At 71.3% G+C, this 24,484-nt stretch carries 23 protein-coding genes; 17 read left to right on the forward strand and 6 right to left on the reverse strand.

What is annotated here, in order from left to right; genetic code table 11:
- Positions 1–11: 11 nt before the first annotated feature.
- On the forward strand, positions 12–806 hold the full coding sequence (locus AB0C16_RS06855; protein ID WP_357679711.1) for an NAD(P)-dependent oxidoreductase: 795 nt from the start codon (positions 12–14) through the stop codon (positions 804–806).
- On the opposite strand, the gene AB0C16_RS06860 is transcribed toward AB0C16_RS06855, so the two are convergent.
- Positions 767–1,969, reverse strand: coding sequence for a glycosyltransferase (locus tag AB0C16_RS06860; protein ID WP_357679713.1), 1,203 nt, complete (start codon positions 1,967–1,969; stop codon positions 767–769). The genes AB0C16_RS06855 and AB0C16_RS06860 overlap by 40 nt on opposite strands.
- A gap of 38 nt (positions 1,970–2,007) precedes the next feature.
- Here AB0C16_RS06860 and AB0C16_RS06865 point away from each other — a divergent pair, with 38 nt between their 5' ends.
- The 3 genes from AB0C16_RS06865 to AB0C16_RS06875 all read left to right on the forward strand — a co-directional run bounded on the left by AB0C16_RS06865 (position 2,008) and on the right by AB0C16_RS06875 (position 7,414).
- Complete coding sequence (locus tag AB0C16_RS06865) at positions 2,008–2,826, forward strand: PIG-L family deacetylase (protein ID WP_357679715.1); 819 nt, start codon at positions 2,008–2,010, stop codon at positions 2,824–2,826.
- 49 nt (positions 2,827–2,875) lie between these two features.
- On the forward strand, positions 2,876–3,934 hold the full coding sequence (locus tag AB0C16_RS06870) for a lysylphosphatidylglycerol synthase transmembrane domain-containing protein (RefSeq protein ID WP_357679717.1): 1,059 nt from the start codon (positions 2,876–2,878) through the stop codon (positions 3,932–3,934).
- 66 nt (positions 3,935–4,000) lie between these two features.
- Positions 4,001–7,414, forward strand: coding sequence for a BTAD domain-containing putative transcriptional regulator (locus tag AB0C16_RS06875; RefSeq protein ID WP_357679719.1), 3,414 nt, complete (start codon positions 4,001–4,003; stop codon positions 7,412–7,414).
- On the opposite strand, the gene AB0C16_RS06880 is transcribed toward AB0C16_RS06875, so the two are convergent.
- Positions 7,383–7,898 carry a hypothetical protein gene (locus AB0C16_RS06880; RefSeq protein WP_357679721.1) on the reverse strand — a complete coding sequence of 172 codons (516 nt, stop codon included), beginning with the start codon at positions 7,896–7,898 and terminating at the stop codon, positions 7,383–7,385. The genes AB0C16_RS06875 and AB0C16_RS06880 overlap by 32 nt on opposite strands.
- 158 nt (positions 7,899–8,056) lie before the next feature.
- Here AB0C16_RS06880 and AB0C16_RS06885 point away from each other — a divergent pair, with 158 nt between their 5' ends.
- Both AB0C16_RS06885 and AB0C16_RS06890 read left to right on the forward strand, forming a co-directional pair.
- Positions 8,057–8,584, forward strand: a complete 528-nt coding sequence (locus tag AB0C16_RS06885) for a VTT domain-containing protein (protein WP_357679723.1) — start codon at positions 8,057–8,059, stop codon at positions 8,582–8,584.
- A gap of 88 nt (positions 8,585–8,672) precedes the next feature.
- Positions 8,673–9,506 carry a serine hydrolase gene (locus AB0C16_RS06890; protein ID WP_357679725.1) on the forward strand — a complete coding sequence of 278 codons (834 nt, stop codon included), beginning with the start codon at positions 8,673–8,675 and terminating at the stop codon, positions 9,504–9,506.
- A 7-nt stretch (positions 9,507–9,513) separates the two neighbouring features.
- Here the strand turns inward: AB0C16_RS06890 and AB0C16_RS06895 are convergent, their stop codons facing one another.
- On the reverse strand, positions 9,514–9,861 hold the full coding sequence (locus AB0C16_RS06895) for a hypothetical protein (RefSeq protein ID WP_357679727.1): 348 nt from the start codon (positions 9,859–9,861) through the stop codon (positions 9,514–9,516).
- Between AB0C16_RS06895 and AB0C16_RS06900 the strand changes: the two genes are divergently transcribed.
- Together AB0C16_RS06900 and AB0C16_RS06905 are read left to right on the forward strand one after the other, a co-directional pair.
- Positions 9,860–9,988, forward strand: a complete 129-nt coding sequence (locus tag AB0C16_RS06900; protein WP_357679729.1) for a hypothetical protein — start codon at positions 9,860–9,862, stop codon at positions 9,986–9,988. The two genes, AB0C16_RS06895 and AB0C16_RS06900, sit on opposite strands and share 2 nt — an antisense overlap.
- 121 nt (positions 9,989–10,109) lie before the next feature.
- The gene (locus tag AB0C16_RS06905; protein WP_357679731.1) at positions 10,110–10,691 is read left to right on the forward strand and encodes a TetR family transcriptional regulator C-terminal domain-containing protein; all 582 of its coding nucleotides are present in this window, start codon (positions 10,110–10,112) and stop codon (positions 10,689–10,691) included.
- Positions 10,692–10,731: 40 nt separating this feature from the next.
- On the opposite strand, the gene AB0C16_RS06910 is transcribed toward AB0C16_RS06905, so the two are convergent.
- The 3 genes from AB0C16_RS06910 to AB0C16_RS06920 all read right to left on the reverse strand — a co-directional run bounded on the left by AB0C16_RS06910 (position 10,732) and on the right by AB0C16_RS06920 (position 14,215).
- Complete coding sequence (locus AB0C16_RS06910) at positions 10,732–12,543, reverse strand: protein kinase (protein ID WP_357679733.1); 1,812 nt, start codon at positions 12,541–12,543, stop codon at positions 10,732–10,734.
- A gap of 90 nt (positions 12,544–12,633) precedes the next feature.
- Positions 12,634–13,452, reverse strand: coding sequence for an RNA methyltransferase (locus tag AB0C16_RS06915; protein ID WP_357679912.1), 819 nt, complete (start codon positions 13,450–13,452; stop codon positions 12,634–12,636).
- Complete coding sequence (locus tag AB0C16_RS06920; protein ID WP_357679735.1) at positions 13,439–14,215, reverse strand: DUF4184 family protein; 777 nt, start codon at positions 14,213–14,215, stop codon at positions 13,439–13,441. Before AB0C16_RS06920 ends, AB0C16_RS06915 begins: the two co-directional genes overlap by 14 nt.
- Before the next feature lie 137 nt (positions 14,216–14,352).
- Here AB0C16_RS06920 and AB0C16_RS06925 point away from each other — a divergent pair, with 137 nt between their 5' ends.
- The 9 genes from AB0C16_RS06925 (at position 14,353) to AB0C16_RS06965 (ending at position 24,458) form a co-directional block, all read left to right on the forward strand.
- The gene (locus AB0C16_RS06925; RefSeq protein WP_357679737.1) at positions 14,353–14,988 is read left to right on the forward strand and encodes a hypothetical protein; all 636 of its coding nucleotides are present in this window, start codon (positions 14,353–14,355) and stop codon (positions 14,986–14,988) included.
- A 135-nt stretch (positions 14,989–15,123) separates the two neighbouring features.
- Complete coding sequence (locus AB0C16_RS06930) at positions 15,124–16,902, forward strand: substrate-binding and VWA domain-containing protein (RefSeq protein WP_357679739.1); 1,779 nt, start codon at positions 15,124–15,126, stop codon at positions 16,900–16,902.
- 149 nt (positions 16,903–17,051) lie between these two features.
- The gene (locus AB0C16_RS06935) at positions 17,052–18,614 is read left to right on the forward strand and encodes a sigma-70 family RNA polymerase sigma factor (protein ID WP_357679741.1); all 1,563 of its coding nucleotides are present in this window, start codon (positions 17,052–17,054) and stop codon (positions 18,612–18,614) included.
- 298 nt (positions 18,615–18,912) lie between these two features.
- Positions 18,913–19,281 carry a hypothetical protein gene (locus AB0C16_RS06940; RefSeq protein ID WP_357679743.1) on the forward strand — a complete coding sequence of 123 codons (369 nt, stop codon included), beginning with the start codon at positions 18,913–18,915 and terminating at the stop codon, positions 19,279–19,281.
- Positions 19,282–19,289: 8 nt separating this feature from the next.
- Entirely contained in the window at positions 19,290–20,405 is a 1,116-nt protein-coding gene (locus AB0C16_RS06945; protein ID WP_357679745.1) for a GNAT family N-acetyltransferase, read from the forward strand.
- Between the two features lie 274 nt (positions 20,406–20,679).
- On the forward strand, positions 20,680–21,399 hold the full coding sequence (locus AB0C16_RS06950; RefSeq protein ID WP_357679747.1) for a glycosyltransferase family 2 protein: 720 nt from the start codon (positions 20,680–20,682) through the stop codon (positions 21,397–21,399).
- A gap of 14 nt (positions 21,400–21,413) precedes the next feature.
- The gene (locus tag AB0C16_RS06955) at positions 21,414–22,355 is read left to right on the forward strand and encodes a glycosyltransferase family 2 protein (protein ID WP_357679749.1); all 942 of its coding nucleotides are present in this window, start codon (positions 21,414–21,416) and stop codon (positions 22,353–22,355) included.
- Entirely contained in the window at positions 22,352–23,149 is a 798-nt protein-coding gene (locus AB0C16_RS06960; protein WP_357679751.1) for a polysaccharide deacetylase family protein, read from the forward strand. The genes AB0C16_RS06955 and AB0C16_RS06960 overlap by 4 nt, the downstream gene beginning before the upstream one ends.
- Positions 23,142–24,458, forward strand: coding sequence for a hypothetical protein (locus AB0C16_RS06965; protein ID WP_357679752.1), 1,317 nt, complete (start codon positions 23,142–23,144; stop codon positions 24,456–24,458). The genes AB0C16_RS06960 and AB0C16_RS06965 overlap by 8 nt, the downstream gene beginning before the upstream one ends.
- Positions 24,459–24,484 lie beyond the last annotated feature (26 nt).

Below are 24,484 nucleotides of genomic sequence, written 5' to 3' on the forward strand. Positions count from 1 at the left end.
ACAATATACATATGCAGACCATCGTATTGACGGGTGCCGCGGGACTGGTCGGCTCCGTGCTACGCGCCCCGCTGCGCCGCGCGGCGAAGCGGCTGATCCTGGTGGACCGGGCGCCGCTGACCGCCGAGGCGCCGAACGAGGACGTCCGGCAGGCCGACCTGACCAGCGCCGAGACGGTGGCGCCGATCATCGAGGGCGCCGACGCGGTCGTCCACCTGGCCGGCATCCCGGACGAGGCCCCGCTGCCGAGCCTCCTCGAGGCCAACGTCCTCGGCGCCCACCACGTGCTCGAGGCGGGCCGGCGCACCGGCGTGCCACGCGTCGTGCTGGCCAGCAGCAACCGCCTGACCGGCTGCTACCCCGTCACCACGACGGTCTCCCCCGAGATGCCGCCCCGCCCCGACGGCCTCTACGGGGTCAGCAAGGTGGCCGTCGAGGCGCTGGGCCGTCTGTACGCGGACAAGTTCGGCCTGCGCGTGGTCTGCCTGCGCATCGGCAGCCTGGAAGCCGAGCCCACCGAGCCACGCCACCTGGCGACCTGGCTCAGCCCGAGAGACTGCGCGGGATTCGTGCTGGCCGCCCTGACCCATCCCGACGTGCGATTCGCCGCGGCCTACGCCGTCTCGGCCAACACCCGCGCCTTCTGGGAGCTGACGGACGACCTCGGCTACCGGCCGCTGGACGACGCCGAGAGCCACGGCATCGCGGGCGGCGAGTCCTTCTTCGCCGAGGGCACGCCCCAGGGCGGGGGCTACGCCGACCCGGTCTACACGCTCCTGCGCGGCGGCTTGGCGGCCTCGGCGTAGGCCCGGTCGAAGCCGGCCAGCACCGTGGACCACGAGCCCGCGGCCGGCTCGACCGTCCGGTTGTGCGCGGTGATGCGCTCACGCAGCTCGCGATCGACGCACAGCCGGGCCAGCGAGTCGGCCAGCTCGCCGAGGTCGCGGCCGAGCAGCCCCTCGGTGCCGTGCCGGACGAAGTCGGCCACCCCGCTCTGCGCCCGCGCCACCACCGGCAGCCCGGCGGCGCGGGCCTCCAGCGCGGCGATGCCGAACGACTCGCGCGGCGCGGGCGCCACGAACACGTCGGCCGACTCCAGGATTTTGGCGATCTGCTCGCGGGTGTGGCGGCCGGGCAGCGACACCCAGCCGGACATGCCGTGCCTGGCCAGGTAGCGCTCCATCGACGCGCGCGCGGGCCCGTCGCCCACCACGGTGGCGCGCAGCGGGACGGACGCGGGGACCCGGGAGCGCACCAGGTCGAGCAGCCTCAGCAGGCGCACCGGCTGTTTGCGGGGCGCGAGCCGGCCGACCGCGACGATGTGCACCTCCTCACCGTGCGCCTCACCGTGCGCCTCACCGTGCGCCTCCTCACGGCGGCCCTCCTGCCGGCGCGCCTGCTCACGGCGCGCCTGCTCACCGTGCTTCTCCTCGCGCCGGTCCGGCGCGCCCGCGGCCGGGGCGGGACGCCAGCCCGACAGGTCGAGGCCGTTGGACACCACGTGCACGGGCACTCCGGGCCCGGCGACCGAGCGGATCGGCGCCGCCGCGGCGTTGCTCACCGTGGTGGCCACCAGGCCCCAGCGCTGCCAGCCGTACGCCAGGCGCAGCAGCCGGTAGACGCCGCGCGTGACCGGGTCCCACATGCTGTGCACGGTCACCACGCAGGGCAGCCCGGCGCGCGCGGCGGCGCGCACGCCCATCCAGGCGAACGGCGAGACCGCTCCCGTGTGCACGTGGACCACGTCGGGCCGCGACGCGGTCATCCGCCGGGTGAGATGCCCCACTCCTAACGGGTGCACCGGCAGGTCGAACGGCATCCGGGCGACGATCCGGTGCACGCCCGGCCGCGCCTCGCCACGCGTGGCGGTGGCCACCTCGACGTCGTGTCCGGCCTCTCGCTGGGTGCGCACGAGATCGGCCACCTGGACCTCGATCCCGCCGAGTCGTGGCAGGTAACAGTCACTCACGTGAAAGATCCGCACCCCTCCCAGACTAATCTGGGCCTGTGCCTCCACGTACCGCTGTGTTCTTCCACGCCCACCCCGACGACGAGGCCCTCCTGACGGCGGGCACGATGGCGATGCTCGCGGCCGAGGGACATCGCGTGGTGCTCGTGGTGGCGACCGCGGGCGAACGCGGCCTGGCCGACATGGAGCCGGGCGAGGAGCTCGGCCGCACCCGGCTCGAGGAGCTGTACGAGTCGGCCGCCCTGCTGGGGTGCGCCCGCGTGGAGTGCCTGGGCTACGGCGACTCGGGGCTGAGCCCCGTGGGCGGCGTCGCCGACGAGCGGCCCGACAACGCCTTCATCGACGCCGACACCGAGGAGGCGGCCGGGATGCTGGCCGCGATCCTGCGGGAGGAGCGGGCGGACCTGCTGTCGATCTACGATCCGGCGGGCGGCTACGGCCACCCCGACCACGTGCAGGTGCACCGGGTGGGCAGGCGGGCCGCGGAGCTCGCGGGCACGGAGATCGTCCTGGAGGCGACGGTCAACCGCGATCCGCTGGTCAAGCTGCTGAGGATGGCGGGCAAGGTCTACCGGTTCCCGCCGGAGTTCGACGTGCGGACGTTCGAGAGCGCCTACTCGTCGAGCGAGACCATCACCCATCGGGTGAACGTGCGGAAATACACGAGACAGAAGCGGGCCGCCATGTCGGCGCACGCCTCCCAGGCCAGCGGCGGCGACAGCGACCGCACGCTGGCGGTCATGCTGAAGGTCCCCGGCCCGCTCTACCGCCTGGTCTTCGGCACCGAGTGGTTCGTCCGCCGCGGTCTTCCACCCGGCACCCGGCTGCGTCATCCCCTGGACCCATCTCCGAAATGAAACCCCCGGACGATCCGCGGCGGCGCCGAGAGGGGCAGACTGGGCCCCGATGAAGAACAAGTGGCTCCAGATCACGCTGTCGGTCCTGTCGCTCGCGCTGGCGGTGCTGCTCGTCGTCTACCTGCCGGAGATCGTCCAGTCGCTCACCGGCAAACCGGTCTCCTGGCGGCAGATCGGCGAGGTGTTCGGCGGGCTGAGCCTCGGCATGATCGCGCTGATGGCGGCGGTGTGGCTGCTGAGCCTGCTGGCCTACACGTTCGTGCTCACCGGCTCGCTGCCGGGGCTGAGCCATGCGCAGGCCCTCACGCTCAACGCGGCGGGAAGCGCGGTGAGCAACCTGCTGCCGTTCGGCGGCGCGGCCGGGGTGGCGCTGACGTTCGCGATGACCAGGGGGTGGGGCTTCGCCAACCGCCCGATCGTGGCCATGACGCTGGTCAGCGGCATCTGGAACACCTTGTTCAGGTTCATCCTGCCGGCCATCGGCATCGTCGCGCTGCTGATGGCGGGCGAGGTGCCCGACGCGAAGGTGGCCCAGGCCGGATGGGTGGGCGCGGCGTCGATCCTGGCTCTGTGCGCGGTCGTGGCGGCGGCGCTCTACTGGGACCGCGCCGCCGCGCTCCTCGGCCGGGTCCTCGACTTCCTGGCCCGCCCGTTGCGCCTCAAGGTGCGCGCCTCCGAGGCGTTCGGCAAGCTGCGCGAGGACACCGCCGAGATCCTCCGGACCAGGTGGCTCGGGCTGTCGCTGGGCATGGTGTTCTTCCTGGGCTTCCAGTGGGCGATCATGGTGATCTGCATGCGCGCCACCGGGGCCTATCCCGGCCTGGCCCAGTCGATCGCGGTCTTCGCCCTGTCACGGGTGCTGACCAGCGCACTCGTCACGCCGAGCGGCGCGGGGATCATGGAGACCGGCGTGGCCGCGCTGCTGCTCGCGTTCGGGGTCGGCGCCCCGCAGGCGACGGCCACCGCACTGCTCTTCGGCTTCTGGACTTACACTATCGAGATCCCGTTCGGCGGCCTCGCGTTGGGTGCGTGGGCGCTTCTGCGCAGGCGCAACGGCAAGAGTGCCGCCGCGGAGCCCCCGTCAGCGATCTCGAAGGCCTCCCCGTGACGATCCAAAACAGAACATGTGTCAATCATCCACGGGCCTTGTGCGTGATTCGGAAGCCCGCATAGCGTGGCGGCTGACATGGTGGCGTTCCGGGTTCTGGGGCCAGTCGAGGCGTACGAAAACGACGAACTCGACCTCGGCGGGTTGCGGCAACGGGCCGTCCTCGCCCGACTTCTCGTGGCCAGAGGTCAGGTCGTGCCGGTCGACACGCTGCTCTACGACCTGTGGGTCGACGACACGGCCAAGGGCGCCCAGTCGGGCCTGCAGGTCTACATCTCGCGGTTGCGCAGGGTGCTGGAGCCGGGCCGGCCGCGTGGCGGGCCCAACCGGCTGCTGGTGACGGTCGCCTCGGGCTACGCGTTGCGAGTGGCGGCCGACCAGGTCGACGCGCTCAGGTTCGAGCAGCTCGTCCGGGCGGCGGGCGAGCATCTCGAAGAGGGCGATCCGCACTCGGCGCGCGGCCGGCTGGAGAAGGCGCTCGGCCTGTGGCGCGGCACCCCCTACTCCGACTTCGCCGACCAGCAGTGGGCCGAGGCCGAGGTCAACAGGCTGACAGAGCTGCGGCTGGTGTCCCGCGAGCGCCACGCCGACACCGGGCTGCGTCTCGGCCTGCCCGCCGAGACCGTGCCCGACCTCGAGGCGCTCACCACCGAGCACCCCTTGCGCGAGGAGGGCTGGCGGCTGCTCGCCCTCGGCCTCTACCGCTGCGGCCGGCAGGGCGACGCGCTCGCCGCGCTGCGCCGGGCCAGGGGCATCCTGGCCGACGAGCTGGGCATCGATCCCGGGCCCGCGCTGCGCAAGCTCGAGTCCGACATCCTGGCCCAGTCGCCCGAGCTGGAGCTGGCCGTGACGCCCCGCACGACCAGGCCGGCGCCGGTCGCCGACACCTGGCCGCCACGGCCCGCCACGCCCGTCGAGCCGCCGCCGCTGGAGCCCGAGCCGTTCGTCGGCCGCGACGCCGAGCTGGCCAGGCTGACCACGGCCGCCGGCCGCACCGGCAGGCTCCAGGTCGCGATCGTCACCGGCGTCGCGGGCGCGGGCAAGACCACGCTGCTGCGCCAGCTCGAGGGCAGGCTCTCCGGCGACGGCTGGATCACCGCGTCGGGCGCCTGCCCCGATTCGAGCGCCACCCCGCCCGGCTGGGCCTGGGTCGAGATCCTGCGCTCGCTCGTCGGCCGCACCGGCGCGGGCGAATACGCCCACCTGCTGGCCCCTCTGCTCGACGACGCCGACCCCGATCCCGACGACGACGAGGCGTCCGGCGGCTTCCGCCTGCACCGCGCGGTCGGCGGCTACCTGGCCGGGGTCTCGCGCCGCGCTCCCGTGCTGCTCACGCTCGAAGACCTGCACTGGGCCGACGACCAGACCCTCGCCCTGCTGCGGGCGCTGCCCAGCCTGCTCGCGACCAGCCGGGTGCTGCTCGTGGTGACCTGCAGGGAGAGCGAGCTCGACGACCGCCAGTCCGACGTGCTGGCCGCCCTGGCCCGTCTCGGCCCGCTCCGGGTGGGCCTGAGCGGGCTCGACCCGAAGGCCGTGGCCGAGCTGGTCAGGGCGACGTGTGTGCGCGAAATCGACGAGGACGCGGTCGAGTCGATCGTCGAGCGCACCGGCGGCAACCCGTTCTTCGTCCGCGAGACGGTGCGCCTGCTCGACTCCGAGGCCGCCGCCGACCGGGCCAGCGCGACCGAGGTGCTGTCGCGCGTGCCCTCGGGGGTCCGCGACGTGCTGCGGCGGCGCATCTCGCGCCTGCCGGCCGGGGCGCAGCAGATCCTGCTGCAGGCCGCCGTGATCGGCCGCGACGTCGACGTCGACGTGCTGGTCGACGTCGCCGGCGAGGAGGACACGGTGGTGGAGGCGGTCGAGGCCGCGCTGCTGGCCGGGCTGGTGACCGAGCCGGGCCCCGGGCTGCTCAGGTTCGACCACGACCTCGTGCGCGACACCATCTACTCCGACGCCTCGCGGCTGCGCCGCACCCGGCTGCACGCGGCGGTGGCCGCGGCCATCGAGCGGCGGGCGCCCTCCGACGTGGCGGCGCTGGCCCACCACTACTTCCTCGCCGACGCCGCCGAGAAGGCCGTCCACTACGCCGGGCTCGCCGCCGAGCAGGCCGAGCGGCGCTTCGCGCACCGCGAGGCGGCCACGCTGTGGGAGCAGGCCATCGCGGCGTTCGAGCGCCGGAGCGCGCGCCGGGAGAGCGACGACGGGCAGGACCGCGCGAGCGCCGACACCCGCGAACGCCTGCAGCTGATGCTGCGCCAGATCAGGGCGCTGGCGCTGTGCGGCGACATGTCGGCGGCCCGGCTGCTGCGGCGCGAGGCCATGGACGCCGCGCTGCCGCTGGGCGACCTGGAGATCACCGCGCGGGTGGCGGCGTCGCTGGCCGTGCCGCACAAGGGCATGGCGCGCGACTTCACCCGCACCGCGTGGGAGATCGTCGACGTCACCGAGCAGGCGCTGATGGCGTTGCCCGAGGGGGAGCAGACGCTGCGCGCGAGCCTGCTCACCACGCTGGCGCTGGAGCTCGAGGGCTCCTCCTCTCCCGAGCGGGGGCGGCAGGCGTCGCTGGAGGCGCTGGAGCTGGCCCGGCAGAGCGGCGACCCGGTGCTGCTCGCCGCCGCGCTCAGCGGGCGGCTACGGCAGTCCTACGACATCCCGGCGGTCGACACCCGCGAGAGCATCGGCCGCGAGCTGCTGGAGGTCGCCCAGCGCTCCGGGCAGATGGCCACCCAGGCGCTGGCCCACCTGGTGCTGCTGGAGTGCGCCGCCGCCCGCGGTGAGTTCGGGGTGGCCGACGAGCACGCGGCCGCCGCCAACCAGCTGGCCAGACAGTACGACCTGTCGGCGCCCGCGGCGGTGTGCGCCTGGTATTCCGGCCAGCGGCTGATGATCTCCGGCGACTACCAGGGCGCCGAGCGCGCCTACCGCGACGCCGCCCGGATGACGGCGCGGGCCGGCATGCTGGAGGGCCGCCAGGACCTCCCGCTGATCACCACGTTCTGCCTGCACCTGGTCGACGGCCGGGCGGCCGAGACGGTCGAGCTGCTGGCCGAGGCCCACCAGCGTGGCGCCAAGTGGACTCTCGACGCCTACGCGCTGGCGCTCGCCTCCGCGGGGCACCTGGCCGACGCCAAGGCCGTGGCCGCGATCAGGCCGCCCGTGCGGCCCGACTTCCTCTACGAGCTGGCCATGACGTGGCGGGCGCTGGCGGGGATGCTGCTCGACGACCGGGAGCGGATGGTCGACTGCTACGACAAGCTCAAGCCGTTCTCCGACCGCGTCGCGGGCGCGGGCACCGGTGTCGTGGCCCTGTGGCCAGTGGCGCTGACGCTCGGGGATCTCGCGATCCGGCTCGGCCAGCCCGACGCGGCGCGCGACCACTACGAGAAGGCTCTGGAGGTGGCCGAGCGGGTCGGCGTGCCCCGCTGGGTGGAGGCGGCGCGGCGGTCGGTCAGCAACTCACCTGGAAGCGCTGGCTCTTGACGGTCTTGGCGCCTTCCACGGTCAGCTCGACGCGATACCAGCCCGGGTTGCCGGTGATCCTGGGCTGCCAGGCGACGGCCTTCCGCGCCCCGGCGAAGCCGGAGTAGTCGACCAGGTAGGTGTCCCAGGTGTTGGTGCCGGGGCTCCAGCGGGCCAGCTTCCAGCTGTAGAGCACGGTCTGGCCGGACACCGGGTTGACCACCACGCTGCGGGCCGCGTACGTCTTGGCGCATCCCGCCTCGGTCGCCTGCGGGCCGACGCTGATCCGGCCGGCGCCGGCCGGGGCGATCTCGTAGGTGGCCGGGGTCGTGATGGGCATCGCGCGGGCCGACAGTGTGACGGTCTGCGTAGGCTGAGGAGCGGAGTTGGCGGTGTCGTAGGCGGAGAACCCGACGTAGGCACCGGTGAAGGCGAGGGCCGCCACGAAGAGCTTGGCTGTGCTCGCCGAGCCCGTGGCCAGAATCGCTGTGCTTCTCGTTGCCATGATCAACACTCCTCTTTGCTCACATACAGGTGTAAGCGAGGATGGTTGAGGTCTGGTTGTCGACTGCTTGCACCCTTTGTGGCCCTCTTGCAAGCCGGTGTGGCGGCCGGGTAACCGGTGAACTAAGGTAAGGCTGACCTTTGTACAAGGAGGGGACGATGTTCCTCATGCGCCACGTCGCGCTGGCCGTCCCCGCCCCCGCCGAGCCTTTCTGGCTCGGCCTGCCGTACTGGCTCGTGGGCGTCATCCTGATGATCACGCTCTTCGGAGTGTTCCAGGTCTACTACTGGGTCGGCCGCAAGCTCGGCGAACGACTCTACGACTCGCCCATGGGCGTCAAGCTCGGCCGCGAGCGGATCCAGAAGGTGGAGCGGATCGTCAGCCGGTGGGGCGCGCTGGCCGTCTACGGATGCTTCTGGGTGCCGATGCTCCGCCACGTGCTGCCGTGGGTCGCCGGAGCGCTGCGCGTCTCCTACCCCTGGTACGTCGTGGCCAGCGCGCTGGGCTGCATGACCTGGGCGCCGCTGTGGTGGTTCGGCCTGACCGCGCTGGTGTGGGGCTGGCTGCAACTGGCCGCGCGGTCGCCGATCGCGGCCGCGGTCGTGGCCGTCGCCGCCGTCGCCGGAGTCGTCGCGTTCTTCGTCTGGCGCAGGAGGCGACGCGCGGAGAAGGCCTTCCTCGCCTGAGGCCGTGGCCCGATCCAGACCTTGTTTTCCGCGCCTTTGGCGTGAAGTTCGGCAAACCGATCACCGATGAGCTGCCACCATGTCGGGCATGCGTATTGGGGGTTTCATCGGCTCTGCCATCCTTGCCTTGGTCGTGTGGATTCCGGCGCCCGCCGTCGCGGCGGACGCGCCCGCGGTGGGGGCGAAGTCGGCGTACGTGATCGATTCGGCGGGAACGATCCACTACGACAAGCGGCAGACGCGCCGGGTTCCGGTCGCCAGCCTGGTCAAGGTCATGACGGCGTACGTGGTGCTGCGCGAGGCCAGGCTGGGCGACACGATCACCATCACCGGGGCCGACGTGCGCCACGCGGTCGACAACGGGGCCACCACGGCGGCGCTCGGCAGAGGTGAGCGGCTGACGGTCAGGGACCTGTTGTACGGGCTCATGCTGCCCTCGGGCGCCGACGCGGCCAACGCGCTGGCCACGAGGTACGGCCCGGGCAAGGCGGCGTTCGTGGCGAAGATGAACGCCGCGGCCAGGCGGCTGGGCCTGCGCGACACCCGCTACACCAACGCCGACGGCCTGCCGGCTCCCGCGGGCGGCTACTCGACGGCCGTCGACCAGGCCCGGCTGGCCAAGGCGGCCCTCGCGGATCCGACGTTCCGCACGATCGTGTCACGCGAGCTGCACATGGTGCCCCGGACGTCGGTGCACCGCGCGCACACCTGGCGCAACACCAACAAGCTGCTGCAGCGGACCGACGGCGTGCTCGGCGTCAAGACCGGCTACACGCGGGAGGCGGGATTCTGCCTGCTGTTCGCGGGCGAGCGCGGCGGCCGGCAGGTGATCGGGGTGCTCCTCGGCGACCAGGACGCCCGCCGCTTCTCCACGGCCGAGAGGCTGCTCGACTACGCGGGCGGCCAGATCTCCGGCGGCTGACCCCCGGTCAAGAGCCGGCGGCGAGCGGATCGAGGCGGTCGGCCGTCCAGCGCAGCGTGTGCGCCAGCCGCACGCGGACCCGCGCCCGCTCGTGCGCCGGCCGCACCGGCGCGCCCGGAAGAGCCGCGTGGACGGTGTCACGGTGGCCCATCGCCGTCTGCTGGGCCTGCTGTTCAGCGAGACCCTGCCCTACGCCTTCGCCGATCCCTACGCCATCGGGTTCTTCCAGGGCATCGCCGCCGCCGCCGAGGACGCAGGCGTCGGGCTGCTCATCCTGCCGCTGCCGCACGGCGACCGCCGCAGCGACACCGTGCGCGACGCGGTGCCGGCAGCAGAGCGCGATCTTCGAGGCCATGCGCCGCCGGCGGAGCGGCTACCAGGCGGCCGGTCGCCTGCTGCTGTCACCCCCCGGCGACGCGCCCGAGCGGATGATCTTCCCGCACGAGCTGATCGTCCGCGCCTCCACCGCTTCCCCGCGCTAGCTCTCCGAGGTGAAGGCCGCGCCGCCGCCCGACCTGCCCTCGTGTCATTCCGCCCTTGGTACGCTTGTATCGGGTACATTTGTACCAAATGCGTGACCGGCACGTCCACAGGAGAGTTCGCATGGCCCGCGGCGAGAATCGGGATCAGCGCCGGCGCGACATCGCCGAGGCACTGCTGCGCGTCGCGGCCGAGCGCGGGCTGCACGCGGCGACGATGCGCGCGGTCGCCGCCGAGGCGGGCGTCTCGCTGCATCTCGTGCAGCACTACTTCGACACCAAGGAACAGCTCATGCTGTACGCCCTGGAGCACCTGGCCCGGCAGATGGCCGAGCGGCTCAGGCAGCGGTTCGCCGCGATGGGGTCCGAGCCCCGGCCGCGCGAGGTGCTCGAGGCGGTGCTGGCCGAGGCGATGCCGACCGACGCGCGCAGCCGCGCGTTCCACCACGTCTACACCTCGTACGTGGTGCTGGCGGTCACCGAGCCCGCCCTCGCAGTCCATCCCGCGCTGGCCGCGCCCAACGCCATGCGGGACTTCGTCGCCGGCCAGTTGTCCAAGGCCCGGCCCGACCTCGACGCCGCTCTGGAGGCTTCAGCTCTGCTGGCCATGTCGGCCGGGCTCGGGGCGAGCGTCATGGGCGGACAGCAGAGTCCCGAGCAGGCGATGACGGTGCTGCGCCACCAGCTCGACCGCCTCTGCCCGTGACGCCGTCACCCTCCGGCGCACGTCAGCCGATCCCGTCGCGTCACGCCTGTCGGTCGAGAGCGGCTTCGACCCACCGGGCGGCCCGCAGCGCTCCTTGCCGGATCCGCTGGTCGTACTCCGAACCGTCGACCACGGTGTAACGCACCTCGATGACGAGATTGTCCAGGCGGAACATCACCTCCGAGTAGTGCACGCCTCCCGTGTCGGGGCCCGCGTCGTGGGTGAAGGCCTCCTGGCCCACGCCGGGGACGCTCCGCTTCCCCGAGACCACGGACTTGAACACCCGATCGACTCCGATGTTCCACCTGCCCCAGACAATCTCATCGCCATCCGCCGTCACGCGCTTCCAGTCGCGCAACTCCTTCTTCGCCGCCTTCGTGCTGGGGAACCATCGAGGGGCATCCCAGTCGGGAGCCTGCGGTGTCACGTCAAGAGCCCTGCCGCGTGACGCCCAGTTGCATCCGCCGCTCTCGGTATCCGCCCGCTCATGAGCTCTCGGGACGAGTTCTCTTACCTGGCCGGCTTTGAGCAGGGCGCAGAAGTCGATAGGCGAGGAGAACCGGACTTTGGCCGGGGACTTGGCTGCCGGAGACTTGACCACAAAGGGCGGCGACTTCCCCACCCGCGGTTGCTCGGGCGAACCGGTCGTCGGCACGACGGTGTGCCGGTTCGCGGAGACCGGCGTCTCCAAGCTCGTCTCGACGTTGTGCACGTACACGATGCCCAGCAACACCACGGGGCTCACGAGGGTGACCCCGAAGATGAGGCGGTCGCGGATCCTGCGCAGGCCCGAGCCCATGGCCCTGCCCCGGGAGGGCGGCCCGGCAGCCGGCGGGCGCGGGGACGAGGACGTCACGTCCTGTTGCGCGGGAGACGGCAAAGACGCGGTGCGCTCGATCACGGTGGGTGTCCGGCTTGTGCCATCGATGAGCGTCCGCTGATCCGAATCGCCAGGAGCGAGTGGCCGGTCCACGTCACCGTGCTCCGGCTCTTCGGCTGGAGGAGTCGGCAGGTCGTTCCGGGAAGAGGGAGCCATGGAGGACGGAGGCTGCGGAACCTCGGATCCCCCGTCCGGGGATTCCGCGACGGTGGCCGGGGGCCGGGGTGCGCTGTCGCCCGGATCCGCCGGCGGCCGGGGGGCGGGTGTGGCGACGAGGGTGCGCACGACGTGGGCGACGGGTTCGGGCAGCCACCCGGACTCGGTGTAGAGCTCGACGAGCGTGCCGCCGTCCGTGGCGCTCTCCGCCAACTCGTCCAGCAGGACGGCGGCGGTCGGCCGCCGCTCGGGGCTCTTCTCGAGGCACCAGCTCACGATGGAGCGCAGCCGGGGCGGGAGTGCCGCCAGGTCCGGCTCCTCGCGCACGGTGCGATACCACAGCCCCTGCCACGAGCCGCTCCCGAACGGCCCGGTCGCGGAGGCGGTGAACGCGAGCACCGCTCCCAGGCAGAACACGTCACTGGGTGGCCCCACCAAGGCGCCCGTCAACTGCTCAGGGGAGATGAAACCCGGTGTTCCCACGGCCATGCCGGTCCGGGTCAGCCTGCTGCCTTCGACCGCCACGGAGATCCCGAAGTCGATGACCCGGGGCCCGTCCGCGGCCAGCAGCACGTTGGAGGGTTTCAGATCCCTGTGCACCACCCCCACCGCGTGAATGGAGTCCAGCGCCTCGGCCAGCCCGGCCCCCAGGGCGAGCACGGCCTTCTCCTGCCACGGGCCGTGCTCGGCGACTGCCTGGTCCAAGGAGAGACCGGGCACGTACGCCGTCGCCAGCCACGGCGGGTCCCCTTCCGGATCGGCGTCCACCACCCCGGCGGTGAAGAATCCGCTCACCGTACGGGCCAGCAGGAACACCAGATTATTCGGCTGCCCGGAGAATAACGATCATCATCGCGAAGCCCGGCGAAGCTCACATACGCCGCTGAAAGCCCGGCGGCGCCGGGATCAGCGCATCAGGCCGTGGCAGGCGATCGCGGCGGCGGCCACCACGTTGAGCGAGTCGACTCCCGCCTCCATCGCGGCCGGGCTCATCGGGATGCAGACCGGCTCGTCGGCCTCGTGCAGCCACCGGGACGACAGCCCGTCGCCCTCGGAGCCGAGCAGCAGAGCCACCCGGTCGGTCATCTTCACCGTGTCCAGGGAGGTGGCGGACTGGTCGGGCGTCAGGGCCAGCGTCTGGTAGCCGGCCTCCCGCAGCCGCGCCAGACCGTTGTACCAGTCGTCCATCCGGGCGTACGGGATGGAGAAGACCGCCCCCATCGACACCTTCACCGCCCGCCGGTAGAGCGGGTCGGCGCACCGCGGCGACAGCACGATCCCGTGGACGCCGAGCGCGGCGGCGCACCTGAAGATCGCGCCGACGTTGCCGTGGTCGACCAGGTCCTCGAGCACCAGGATCCGCCGGGGCCCCGGCGAGGGGCCGGACAGCACGGTGTCGAGCGGGGGCAGCGGGAGTCGTGCCATCGAGGCCAGCGCCCCCCGGTGCACCTGGAATCCGGCGATGCCCGTCATGACCTCGTCACCGGCGATGTACACCTGGGCGTCGCCGAGCACGTCGGCGAGCGGATCCAGCCAGCGGCGGGCCGTGAGGACCGAGCGGATGGGGTAGCCGGCGGCGACCGCGCGCCTGATCACCTTCTCGCCCTCGGCGATGAACAGCCCGCGCTCGGCTTCGAGGCTCTTGCGCAGCTCTACGTCGCGGAGCCGGGTGTAGTCGGTGAGTCGGGGGTCGGCCGCGTCGGTTACGTACTCATGCACCTTCAGATACTGCCACGAGCCGCCTGACCTGCCAGACGAGCGCGTAGCAGGTGAGCACCAGGGCGAGCCCGACCACGGTGCCCGCGCCCACCTTGGTGAGCACGCTGGGCAGGCCGAGCTCCGGGGCGGGCGGGTCGACCACCGGCCAGAGGAGCGCTCCGGCGAGGATGCCGACATAGCAGGCCGTGAGGACCGTCAGGCGGGTGCGGGGGGAGATCCGCAGGTGGTCGGGCACGCCGGAGGCGGCCATCCGCGAAAGGCGGCGCCAGGCCCACCACACCACGACGGCCAGCCCCACCACCGAGGAGCCGTACTGCAGCAGGCGGAACAGCCTGATCACGCCGAAGACCGAGTAGGACAGCCAGTCGCCCCACTCCGCCGGGCCGGTGGAGTGGGTGAAGGAGTCCCACAGGATGTGGCTCGCGGCACCGATCAGCGCGCCGGCCACGATCGGCAGCGGCCGCACGCGGCGCCACGAGGGCAGCAGGGTCGCGGCGCGGCCCGCGAGCGAGGGCGGCAGGAGGGAGATCAGCGGATCCCTGAGCACCAGGTGGAACAGGGCCAGCAGCGCCAGGACCGCCAGCAGGTCGATGGTGAACACGCCATGCCAGGCGTGCCAGTCGGAGTAGTCGGGCAGGAACGGCAGGAAGATCGGCAGGTCGGGCACCATCGCGCCGATCGCCAGCGCCCACGGGTCGACCAGTCTGCGGATCCGGGATGAGGAGGCGAGCGGGAGCACGGCGGCGATGTGAGCGGGCGTGAACGGCACGGACGGATCCCTCCCCCGAAACGATCATTACAGATTACCCTGCCAATCTTTGCCCCTCAACACTAAAGTCACGCTAAGTAGCGGGTATGGTACGTAACGCTGTCGGCGGCCGGAAGCCGCGGATTCGGAGGTTCAAGGTGCCTGACCAGCGGGTTCACGCGCATCCGGCCGCGTCAGCCGACTGGCTCCGGGCCGCGCGCACGGCTCGCGCGTTGTCGGTCGTCACGCTGGTGTGGCTCGGCCTGGAGAGCTCCCTCGGCCTGGCGGCGGGGGTGGCCGCGCACTCGGTGGCGCTGATCGGCTGGGGGCTGGCTGCCCTGGTGGAGGCGGCGGCGAGCCTGATCGTGGTGTGGCGGTTCACCGGTTCGCGCACACTGTCGGCGGGCGCGGAGCTCAAGGCGCGGCGGGCGGTCGCGGTGAGCTTCTGGGTGCTCGCCCCCTACCTGGTCGTGCATGTCGCGCACGATCTCGACGCCGGCCACCGGCCCGCGCCGAGCACGCTGGGCATCGTGGTGACCGCGGTCAGCATGGTCAGCATGCCGGCGCTGGGGCTGGCCAAGCGGCGGCTGGGGCTGCGGCTGGCGTCCCCGTCGACCTCGGGGGAGGGCACCCAGAACCTGATCTGCGCCACGATGGCGGCCGGTGTCCTGGCCGGGCTGTGGCTCAACACGTTCGGCTGGTGGTGGCTGGATCCGGCCATGGCGCTCGCGCTGGCGGCGGTGGCCGTGCGTGAGGGAACGCGAGCCTGGCGCGGTCACGAATGCTGCCACTGACAGTGACTCCCCGTGGTTTCTGCACCAAAAGGGCTGTTTTGCCACACTAACCGTACCGAGTATCGTTCCGACAGTATTGCGGAGCATCTCCGGCTAGGGTCTCCGGAAGGTCATCGACACATCTAAGAGGACATCGTGGGGCGACACCGCACAGACGAGTTCGATGGCGGCTACCAAGCCCAGCAACCAGCACCCCGCAGGCGGGCCGCGGGAGGCGGCCGGGGCCGGGTGCTCGTCCCGCTCGCCGGGGCGGTCGCCCTAGCCGTCCTGCTCGGTGTCGCCGCGTTCGTCATCTTCAACCGCGACCACGACTGCTCCGGAGGCAAGCTGCCGCTCCGCGTCGTCGCCACCCCGGACATCCAGCCGGCCCTGAACAAGATCGCCGGCAACTACAACAAGGCCCTGCACTCCATCGACAGCCGGTGCGTCGAGGTGACGGTGGCCAAGGAGTCGGCGGCCAGGACCGCGAACGAGCTGGCCGCGGGCAAGGCCGACGCCGACGTGTGGGTGGCCGACTCCAGCCTCGTGGTGGCCCGGCTGCGCGGCGAGCCCGCCGCCGCGGCCGCGCTGCCCGAGCCGTCCGGCTCCGTCGCCAACTCCCCCGTCGTCCTCGTGACCGCCAAGTCGGCGGCGTCGAAGCTGGCCGGCAGCCTCAAGCCGAGCTGGGCCGGCATGATCGCGGCGGCCAACGTCGCGAACCCGGACGGTCCCGGCAAGAAGGTCCGCGTGCTCGCCCTCGACCCACAGAAGAACTCCGCCGGGATGGCCGCGCTGCTGGCCGCCGCCGGCTCGGCCAAGCAGGCGGGCCAGAACAAGGCGCTGGTGGGCGCGCTGAAGGAGCTGTCGGGCCAGTTGGTCTCCGACCCGAACGCGATGCTGGCCAGCCTCACCGTGAAATCCGGCAGCAGGGTGCCCGTCGGCGTCACCACGGAGCAGACCGTCTACAGCCACAACACGAAGAAGCCGGACGCCCAGGTGGTGCCGCTCTACCCGGCCGAGGGCACGCTCAGCCTCGACTACCCGATCATGATCGTCGCCAAGGACCCGGGCGTGCGGAAGGCGGCGTCCGCGTTCCAGCAGGAGCTCGCCACCGAGTCGGCCCGCAAGGTGCTGCGCGGTCAGGGCTTCCGCACGCCCGACGGCAAGGCGGGCGACACGCTGTCCAAGGAGAAGGGTTTCAACCCCGCGACCCCCGAGGCGCTGCCCGCGCCCGACGCCAAGACCGTGGCCAGCATGGCGCAGACCTGGTCGAGGCTGAACCTCGGCACCCGCATGCTCTCCCTGATCGACGTGTCCGGCACGATGGCCCTGCCCGTGCCAGGCACGAACATGACCCGCATGCAGGCGATCAGCAAGATCGCGTCCGAGGGGCTGGGCCTGTTCCCGGCCGACTCGGAGATCGGCCAGTGGGCCTTCTCCACGCACCTGAACGGCCAGGGCAAGGACTGGATCGAGAACGTCTCGGTCGGCCCGCTGAGCGAGACCGTCGACGGAGTGCTGCGCAAGGAGACGATGGTCAGGAAACTCGCCACGCTGCAGCCCAAGGCCACCGGCGACACCGGGCTCAACGACACGATCAAGGCCGCCTACACCGAGATGACCAAGACGTACGCCGAGGACAAGATCAACACTATCGTGATCCTCACCGACGGCGCCGGCAACGACGACCCCGACGGCGGCGTGAGCGACGCGCAGATCCTGTCGTTCCTCAAGAAGACGTACAACCCGAAGCGGCCGGTCAGCATCCTGCTCATCGCGTTCGGCCCGGACGCCCCCAAGGGCAAGCAGCGGATGGACGCCCTCGCCCGTGCCACCGGCGGCGAGGCCTACATCGCCAAGGACATCCTCCAGGTCCGCGACTTCTTCCTGCAGGGCATGGAACGCCGCCTCTGCGCCCCCAAGTGCGACGGGTGACTCGGGTAACCCGCATCACTTCTGACACTGTTTTACCTGTTCATGCCTGTTGAGCATCTATGGCCAACCGGTCTTTTTCCGGCCGCGTCCTACGCGCGTGGGGGTACCGAACCCAGCCGGGGAGGGACTGCGTGCCTGGATGGCCGAGTGTGGACCGTGCCGACGACCAGCGGTTGGCGGACGCGCTGCGGCGCGGCGACGCCGACGCCCCCGCCACGTTGTACGACGCCTATGGCGAGCGGCTGTACGCCTACGCCTTCATGCTGCTGGGAGAGCGGGAGACGGCGGCCGACGCCGTCCACGACGCGCTGGTCACCGCGCAGGGGTGCGTGCGGCGGCTGAAGGAAGGGGCCCGGCTGCGGGCCTGGCTGTACGCGCTGACCCGGTTCCAGGCCGTGGCCCGGATGGCGCACCGGGGCGGCACTCCCCCGGAGGGCCTGCCCGCGCCCGTGCTGGAGGACTCCGGTGACGCCGAGCTGTCCGAGCTGGTGCGGGAGACGCTGGGCGAGCTGAGCAGGAACGAGCGCGAGCTGCTGGAGCTGTCGCCGCGCCACGGCCTGACCCCGGCCGAGGCCGGCGCCGTCCTGGGGCTGACCTCGCGCCAGTCCGCGAGCCGCCTCGGCAGGGCCCGCGACCATCTGGAGAACGCCGCCGCGGCCGTCATCCTGGCCCGCGTGGGGCGCGCGCACTGCCCCGACCTGTCGTCGATGGTCGACTCGTGGGAGGGGCCGCTCACGCCGTTGCTGCGCAGGCGGCTGTCCGGGCACATCGGCGGCTGCGAGGTGTGCACCGAGGGACGGCACCGGAAGGTCTCGGCGGGCCGGCTGCTCGACATGGTCCCGGTCGCCTACCCGCCGATCTCGCTGCGCCACCGGGTGATCGAGACGTGCGGGAGCCCTGACGGCGACGAGACCCGCATGCTGATCATGGATCGGGGCGACGGTCTCGACCGTTCGGGCTTTCCGGCGATGGCCGAGCCCCGTTCGCGGCGCCGCCGCCCGCGCGGGCTCGCGCCGGTGGTCCTCGCGGGCGCCTGCGTGCTCGCGGCGACCGGCGCGATGGTGATGATCAGCGGCGGCGAGACCGGCACCGGCACCGCGCTGCACGTCATCCCCTCGCCGCCCGCCTCCTCACCGGAGGAGGGCCTCACCGGCCCCGCCGAAGAGCCCGAGCCCGAAGCCGAGGACGAGCCCACGCCCGGCCCCACCCCGACGCCCTCGGTCGCGGACTCCGGCCGGGTGCCGCCGACGGTGCGGCCGGTCGCCACGATGGCCACCACCAGGCCGGCCACCGCCCCGCCGGCCACCCGCCGTGCCGTGCCCGGCGCCCGGCTGAGCGCCACCTGCCCGAACGGGATCGACGGCGCCGCCACCGTCCGGCTGACCGCCCGCAACGCCGCCCTGAGCTGGAGCGCGAGCGCCTCGCAGGGGCTCGGCGTGTTCCCGGCGAGCGGCTCGATCAAGGCCGGCGGGTCCGCGTCCATCTGGGTCACGGTCACCGATCCGAACACCCCCGGCAGCGGAACGGTCTCGTTCAGCTCGAACGGCGGCGGCGGCACCTGCTCCCTGTCCTGGCACGGCCAGCCGCGGCAGCACTCCGAGGCGCCCTCCGAGGACCCGACACCCACCCCGGACGTGACCGACCCGGTGAGCGATCCGTCACAGAGCGCCTCCGCCGACGGTGTGCACATCGAGACGGCGAACCCCTCATGAGGCAACAACTTTCCCACGAGTGAGCCAACTCACCTGAGATCTTCTTTTACCGACATACGGGGATGATTCCGGCCCCGACTCGAAGATCGGGCGTCAAATAGGGCATCCTGGTGTACTTGGCGATCGGGTCGGGCCGGGAGGACGATTGGCCATGTGTTGAAGGCCACATGGAAAATCTCCACTGATGGGTAAACCGAAGCGGGTCGCCAAGCGTCGGCATTGACGTGCCAGCGAGTGGATTGGTCCCATGAAATGCGATCAATCGCGCCTTTACCCAGCCAGGAGCCAGGAGAACACCATGATCAGGCACCGCCGAGCGCTCGCGTGGCTGCTCGGGCTCGCGTGCATCGCGGGAGCGGTGATCGCGCTCTTCGACATCGAGACCCCGCTTCGCCCGTTCCTGATCTCCCTGTTCCTTCTGGTCGTCCCTGGGGCGGCGGTCGTCGGGTTGCTCCGCGATCGCGACCCGCTGGCCGCGCTGTCGGTGGGCGCCGCGGCGAGCCTCGTGATCAACGTGCTCCTCGCCCAGGCCATGCTGCAGTTCAGCGCATGGTCGCCGCGGGCGGGGGTCGCGACGGTCGCCGTGCTCGGAGGGTTCATGTACGTGCTTCGCGTGTTGTACCGGGGGAAGAACATGCAGACCGAACAGGGGGCCAGGTCAAGGTGAAGATCACGGTGGTTCGCCCCGGGGATCTCGGAGACTCCGAACGCGCCCGCTGGCGGGAGCTGCAGAAGGCGGACCTGAGCCTGGACAACCCGTTCCTGTCGGTGGAGTTCGCCGTGGCGATGGACCGCCTGCGCGACTACGTGAGGGTGGCGGTGGTCCACGACGGATCCGGCATCGCCGGGTTCTTCCCCTACGAGCGCCACAGCTTCGGCATCGGCAAGCCGCTCGGCGGCTTCCTGACCACCTGCCACGGCCTGATCTCGGCCGCCGGGCTGGAGGTCGACGCCCGCGCTCTGCTGCGCACCTGCAAGCTGACCGTCTTCGACTTCGATCACCTGGTCGCGGGGCAGCCGACGTTCGCCCCTTACGAGGCCGACGTCCGCCCGGCGCCGGTCATGGATTTCACCGCCGGCTTCGACGCCTGGCTGGAGCAGGTGCGGTCCAACTCCCCCAAGAACCTGAAGACCGTGCGCTACAAGGAGCGCAAGCTCGGAAGGGAGCAGGGCGACCTGCGCTTCGAGTACGCCTCGGCGGATCCGGAAGTGCTGCGCGTCCTGCTCGGCTGGAAGTCCGACCAGTACCGGCGCACCGGGCGGGTCGACAGGTTCGCCCAGCCGTGGATCGTCGAGTTGATCGACCTGATGCACGCCGAGCACTCCGAGGACTTCGGCGGCGTGCTGACCATGCTCTACGCCGGCGACACGCCGGTCGCCGGCCACTTCGGCCTGCGCACGGCCACCACGCTCGTCGGATGGTTCCCCGCCTACGACATCGAATACGCCCGCTACTCCCCGGGCATCGTGCACCACCTGCAGATGGCCGAGGCCGCCGCGGCGGCCGGTCTGCACATGGTCGACATGGGCAAGGGCGGCAAGGAGTACAAGGACTGGCTCAAGAGCGGGGTCCTGTACGTAGCCGAGGGCCGCGTGTCCAGACCCTCCGCGGCGGCGGCCATGCACTGGATGGGCAGGACTCCTTTCAACAAGGCGCGAACAATTGTCCTGGACCGACCGTCTCTCTATAGAGCGGCCGACCGTGTCTTAAAGGGCTTCGGTCGAGTCCGCAGCTCGTTACGCCAAGAGTCAGCCAAACCCGCAGTGAAAGAACCAACGGGAGCCAACTGAGCTCCCGCCCCCTGGCACAGCAGCACAGCAGCACCTAAGCACAACCCTCACTCCACAGGACCGTCCCATGCGCCGTTCGCCGATGTCGTCATTCCCCCAGCACCCGGGTGTGGCCGTCCTCGGTACGCGTGGAGGAGGTCCCGGAAGGATTTGCCTCACCATGAGTCCCGAGATCACCAAGCACAATGGCAAGGTTCAGATCACACCCTTGCGATCGATGCCGCCGATTGAGCGTTTCACGCCGGTCACCCCTCACCTGGCCATATCCCCAACGGTGAGCGTGGTCGTGCCGGCGATGAACGAGGCGGAGAACCTGCCCCACGTCTTCGCCACGCTGCCGCAGTGGATCGACGAGATCGTCCTCGTCGACGGCAACTCCGTCGACGACACGGTCGCCGTCGCCAAGCGGCTGCGGCCGAATGTGAAGGTCGTCACGCAGACCGGCAGAGGCAAGGGCGACGCCCTGGCCGCCGGGTTCGCCGCCTGCACCAGCGACATCATCGTGATGATCGACGCCGACGGCTCCACCGACGGCCACGAGATCATCACGTTCGTCGGCGCGCTGGTGACGGGCGCCGACTTCGTCAAGGGCTCGCGCTACGCCGCGGGCGGCGGCAGCGATGACCTCACCTTCAACCGCAGGTTCGGCAACAAGCTGCTCACGAGCCTGGTCAACGTCATGTACGGCACCCAGTACACCGATCTCTGCTACGGCTACAACGCCTTCTGGGCCCGCCACCTGGACGTGCTCGACCTCGACTGCGACGGCTTCGAGGTCGAGACCCTGATGAACGTCCGGGCCGCCAAGGGCGGGCTGAAGGTGCACGAGGTGCCCAGCCACGAACGCTGCCGCATCCACGGCGAGAGCAACCTGCGCGCCGTGCGCGACGGCATCCGGGTGCTCAAGACCATCCTGCGCGAGTGGCGCCGCCAGCCCACTCCCGCGCAACCCAAGCCGGCCGCCGCCCCCGCCGCGGACCGGGGCGTCGCATAAAAAGAGGCCTTGCAGTGAACACGTCCGTCGTCATCTGTGTCTACACCGAGGAACGGTGGGAGGACATCAGGGAGGCCGTCGAGTCGGTCGAGCGCCAGCGGCGCCGGCCACACGAGCTGATCCTGGTGGTCGACCACAACCCCGACCTGCACCTGAAGCTCAAGCGGGCCTACCCACAGGTCATCGTGGTGGAGAACACGCACGAGCAGGGGCTGTCGGGCGGCAAGAACACCGGCGTGGCCACGGCCACCGGTGACATCGTCGCCTTCCTCGACGACGACGCCGTCGCCGATCCCGGCTGGCTGGAGGCTTTGGAGGAGGGCTTCCAGGATCCGGGCGTCGTCGGCGTGGGCGGGCGCACCGAGCCGTTGTGGGCCTCGCGGCGCAGGCCGCGGTGGTTCCCGTACGAGTTCGACTGGACGGTCGGCTGCACCTACCGCGGCATGCCCGCGGTCAGGGCGCCGATCCGCAATGTGATGGGCGGCAACGCGGCCTTCGTCCGGGAGGTCGTGTCCGAGGTGGGCGGGTTCCACAGCGGCATCGGGCGCAGCGTGCAGGGCCGCAAGAGCAGGCCGCTCGGCTGTGAGGAGACGGAGTTCTGCATCAGGCTGAGCCAGCGCAAGCCCGGCTCGGTCATGCTGTTCGAGCCGCGCGCGGTGATCGGCCACAAGGTGTCGGCCCAGCGGGAGAGGTTCGCCTACTTCCGGTCCAGGTGCTACGCCGAGGGCCTGTCCAAGGCCCTGGTCACCAACGAGGTCGGCACCCAGGACGGCCTGGCCAGCGAGCGCGCGCACGCGCTGAAGACCCTGCCGCTCGGCGCGCTGCGCGGCCTCGGTGAGGCGCTGCGCGGCGACCTGGGCGGGCTCGGCAGGGCCGCCGCGATCGTGATCGGCCTGGCCTGGACCACCTGGGGCTACGTCGTCGGCACCGCCCGGCTGAAGGCGGTGCGGTCATGACCCGCGTGCCGATCCTGATGTACCACTCGGTCACCGACGATCCGAACGAGGAGACCCGCCCCCACTCGGTGCGCCCCTCCGACCTGGCGGAGCAGCTCGCCTACCTGTCGGAGAGCGGCTTCACCCCGATGACGCTCGGCGATCTGGTGGCGGGGCTGAACAAGACCAGCGTCATGCCCGTCAAACCCATCGTGGTCACCTTCGATGACGGCTACGCCGACTTCCACACCAACGCCCTGCCGCTGCTCGAGCGCTATCGCTTCCCCGCCACGGTCTTCCTGACCAGCGGCTGGGTGGCCGACGCGGGCTCCGACGCCGCGGGCAGGGCGCTCGACGACATGCTCAGCTGGGGCCAGGCCCGCGAGATCGCGCAGACCGGCATCGAGATCGGCGGCCACAGCCACAGCCATCCGCAGCTCGACCAGCTGCCCACCCAAGAGCTCCGCCAGGAGCTGCGCAAGAACAAGGGGCTGCTGGAGGAGAAGATCGGGGCTCCGGTCGCCACCATGGCCTATCCCTACGGCTACTCCAGCGCCCGAGTTCGCCGCGAAGTGCGCAAGGCGGGATATTTCGCCGCCTGTGCCGTGAGCAACGCGATCGCCGCCGACCGGCACGACATGCTCGCCATCCCCCGGTTGACGGTCGCCGGCAACACGACCATCAGCATGTTCAGACGCGCCGTGGAGGGCAGCGCCGTACCCCTGATCTACCTGCGCGAACGCGTCCTCACCAAGGGCTACGCGGTCGTCAGGCGGACCAGGTACGGCCTGCGTCGGGTGCGCGGAGATGTCTAGCGTCTGGCGCAAGGTCCTCCACGACCTTCGCAGCCCACTGCTCCGCAACGGCTACGCGTTGATGGCCAACACCGGCATCACCGCCGTGCTGGGCATGGGCTACTGGCTGCTGGCCGCCCATTACTACACGCCCGAGGAGTTCGGCAGGGGCCAGGCCGTGATCACCGCGATGCGGCTGTTCGCGTCGCTGACCGCGCTGGGCTTCGTGGGGGCGCTCGCCCGCTTCCTCCCGGTGGCGGGCCGCCGCACCCCCGAACTGGTCCTGCGCGCGTACGGCCTCGCGGCGGCGACCGGCGTGGTGGCGGCGGCCGGCTTCCTGCTGACGCTGCCGCTGTGGGGCAAGACCTACTCGGTGCTCGGCGGGTTCGGTCCCGGCCTCTTCTTCCTGGCCGCGGTGCTGGTCTGGGCGGTGTTCACGCTCCAGGACGTGGTGCTGACGGGGCTGCGCAAGGCCACCTGGGTGCCGCTCAACAGCCTGGTCTTCGGCCTGGTCAAGATGGGCCTGCTGGTCGCGCTGGCCGGGGCGCTGCCCGAGGGGGGCATCTTCGTCTCCTGGATGGTGCCGACCGCGATCGCGCTGATCCCGATCAACTGGTTCATCTTCGCGATCGTCATCCCCCGGCACGTGAAGAGCGCCGAGGCCAACGCGCGGCCGCCCAGGCTGCGCGACGTGGGCCGGTTCCTGGCCGGCGACTTCCCCGGGACATTGTCGATCCTGGCCATCGTCTACCTCGTCCCGGTGATCATCGCGACCCAGGTGGGCGAGGCCACGTTCGGCCGCTTCTCGATGGCCCACACGCTGGGCTGCATGATCGAGCTGCTCGCGATGAACATGGCCGTGTCGCTGACCGTCGAGGGCTCCTTCAACCGGGCGCAACTGGCCGACAACTGCCGCAGGGCGCTGCGCCGGGCCTTCCTGATCATCACGCCGGTGATCGGGGTGACGATCCTCGCCGCGCCGCTGATCCTGACCATCTTCGGGTCGGAGTTCGCCACGGAGGGCACGACGCTGCTGCGGCTGATGGCGCTGGCCGTGCTGCCACGGGTGCTGATCGAGGTCTACCTGAGCGCGCTGCGGGCGCAGAGCCAGGCGCGCACGCTGGCGATCGTGCAGATCGGCCTGGCGTCCACGGTGCTGGTCTCGATCGTCGTGCTGTTCCCCTTCGCCGGAGTGAACGCGGTCGGCTACGGCATGCTCTTCAGCGAGCTCCTGGTAGCCTTTTTGATCTTCGGAAATCTCCGCAAAATTCTCAAATTCGGCGAAATCGGGCAGCCCAGCGTCGCTCAGGGGTCGCCCGGGGCCCCATGATGGTCAACGTGAGGCAACGGGACGGC

It is taken from the genome of Nonomuraea sp. NPDC048916 (assembly GCF_040649575.1).
In the GTDB taxonomy this organism is placed as follows: domain Bacteria; phylum Actinomycetota; class Actinomycetes; order Streptosporangiales; family Streptosporangiaceae; genus Nonomuraea.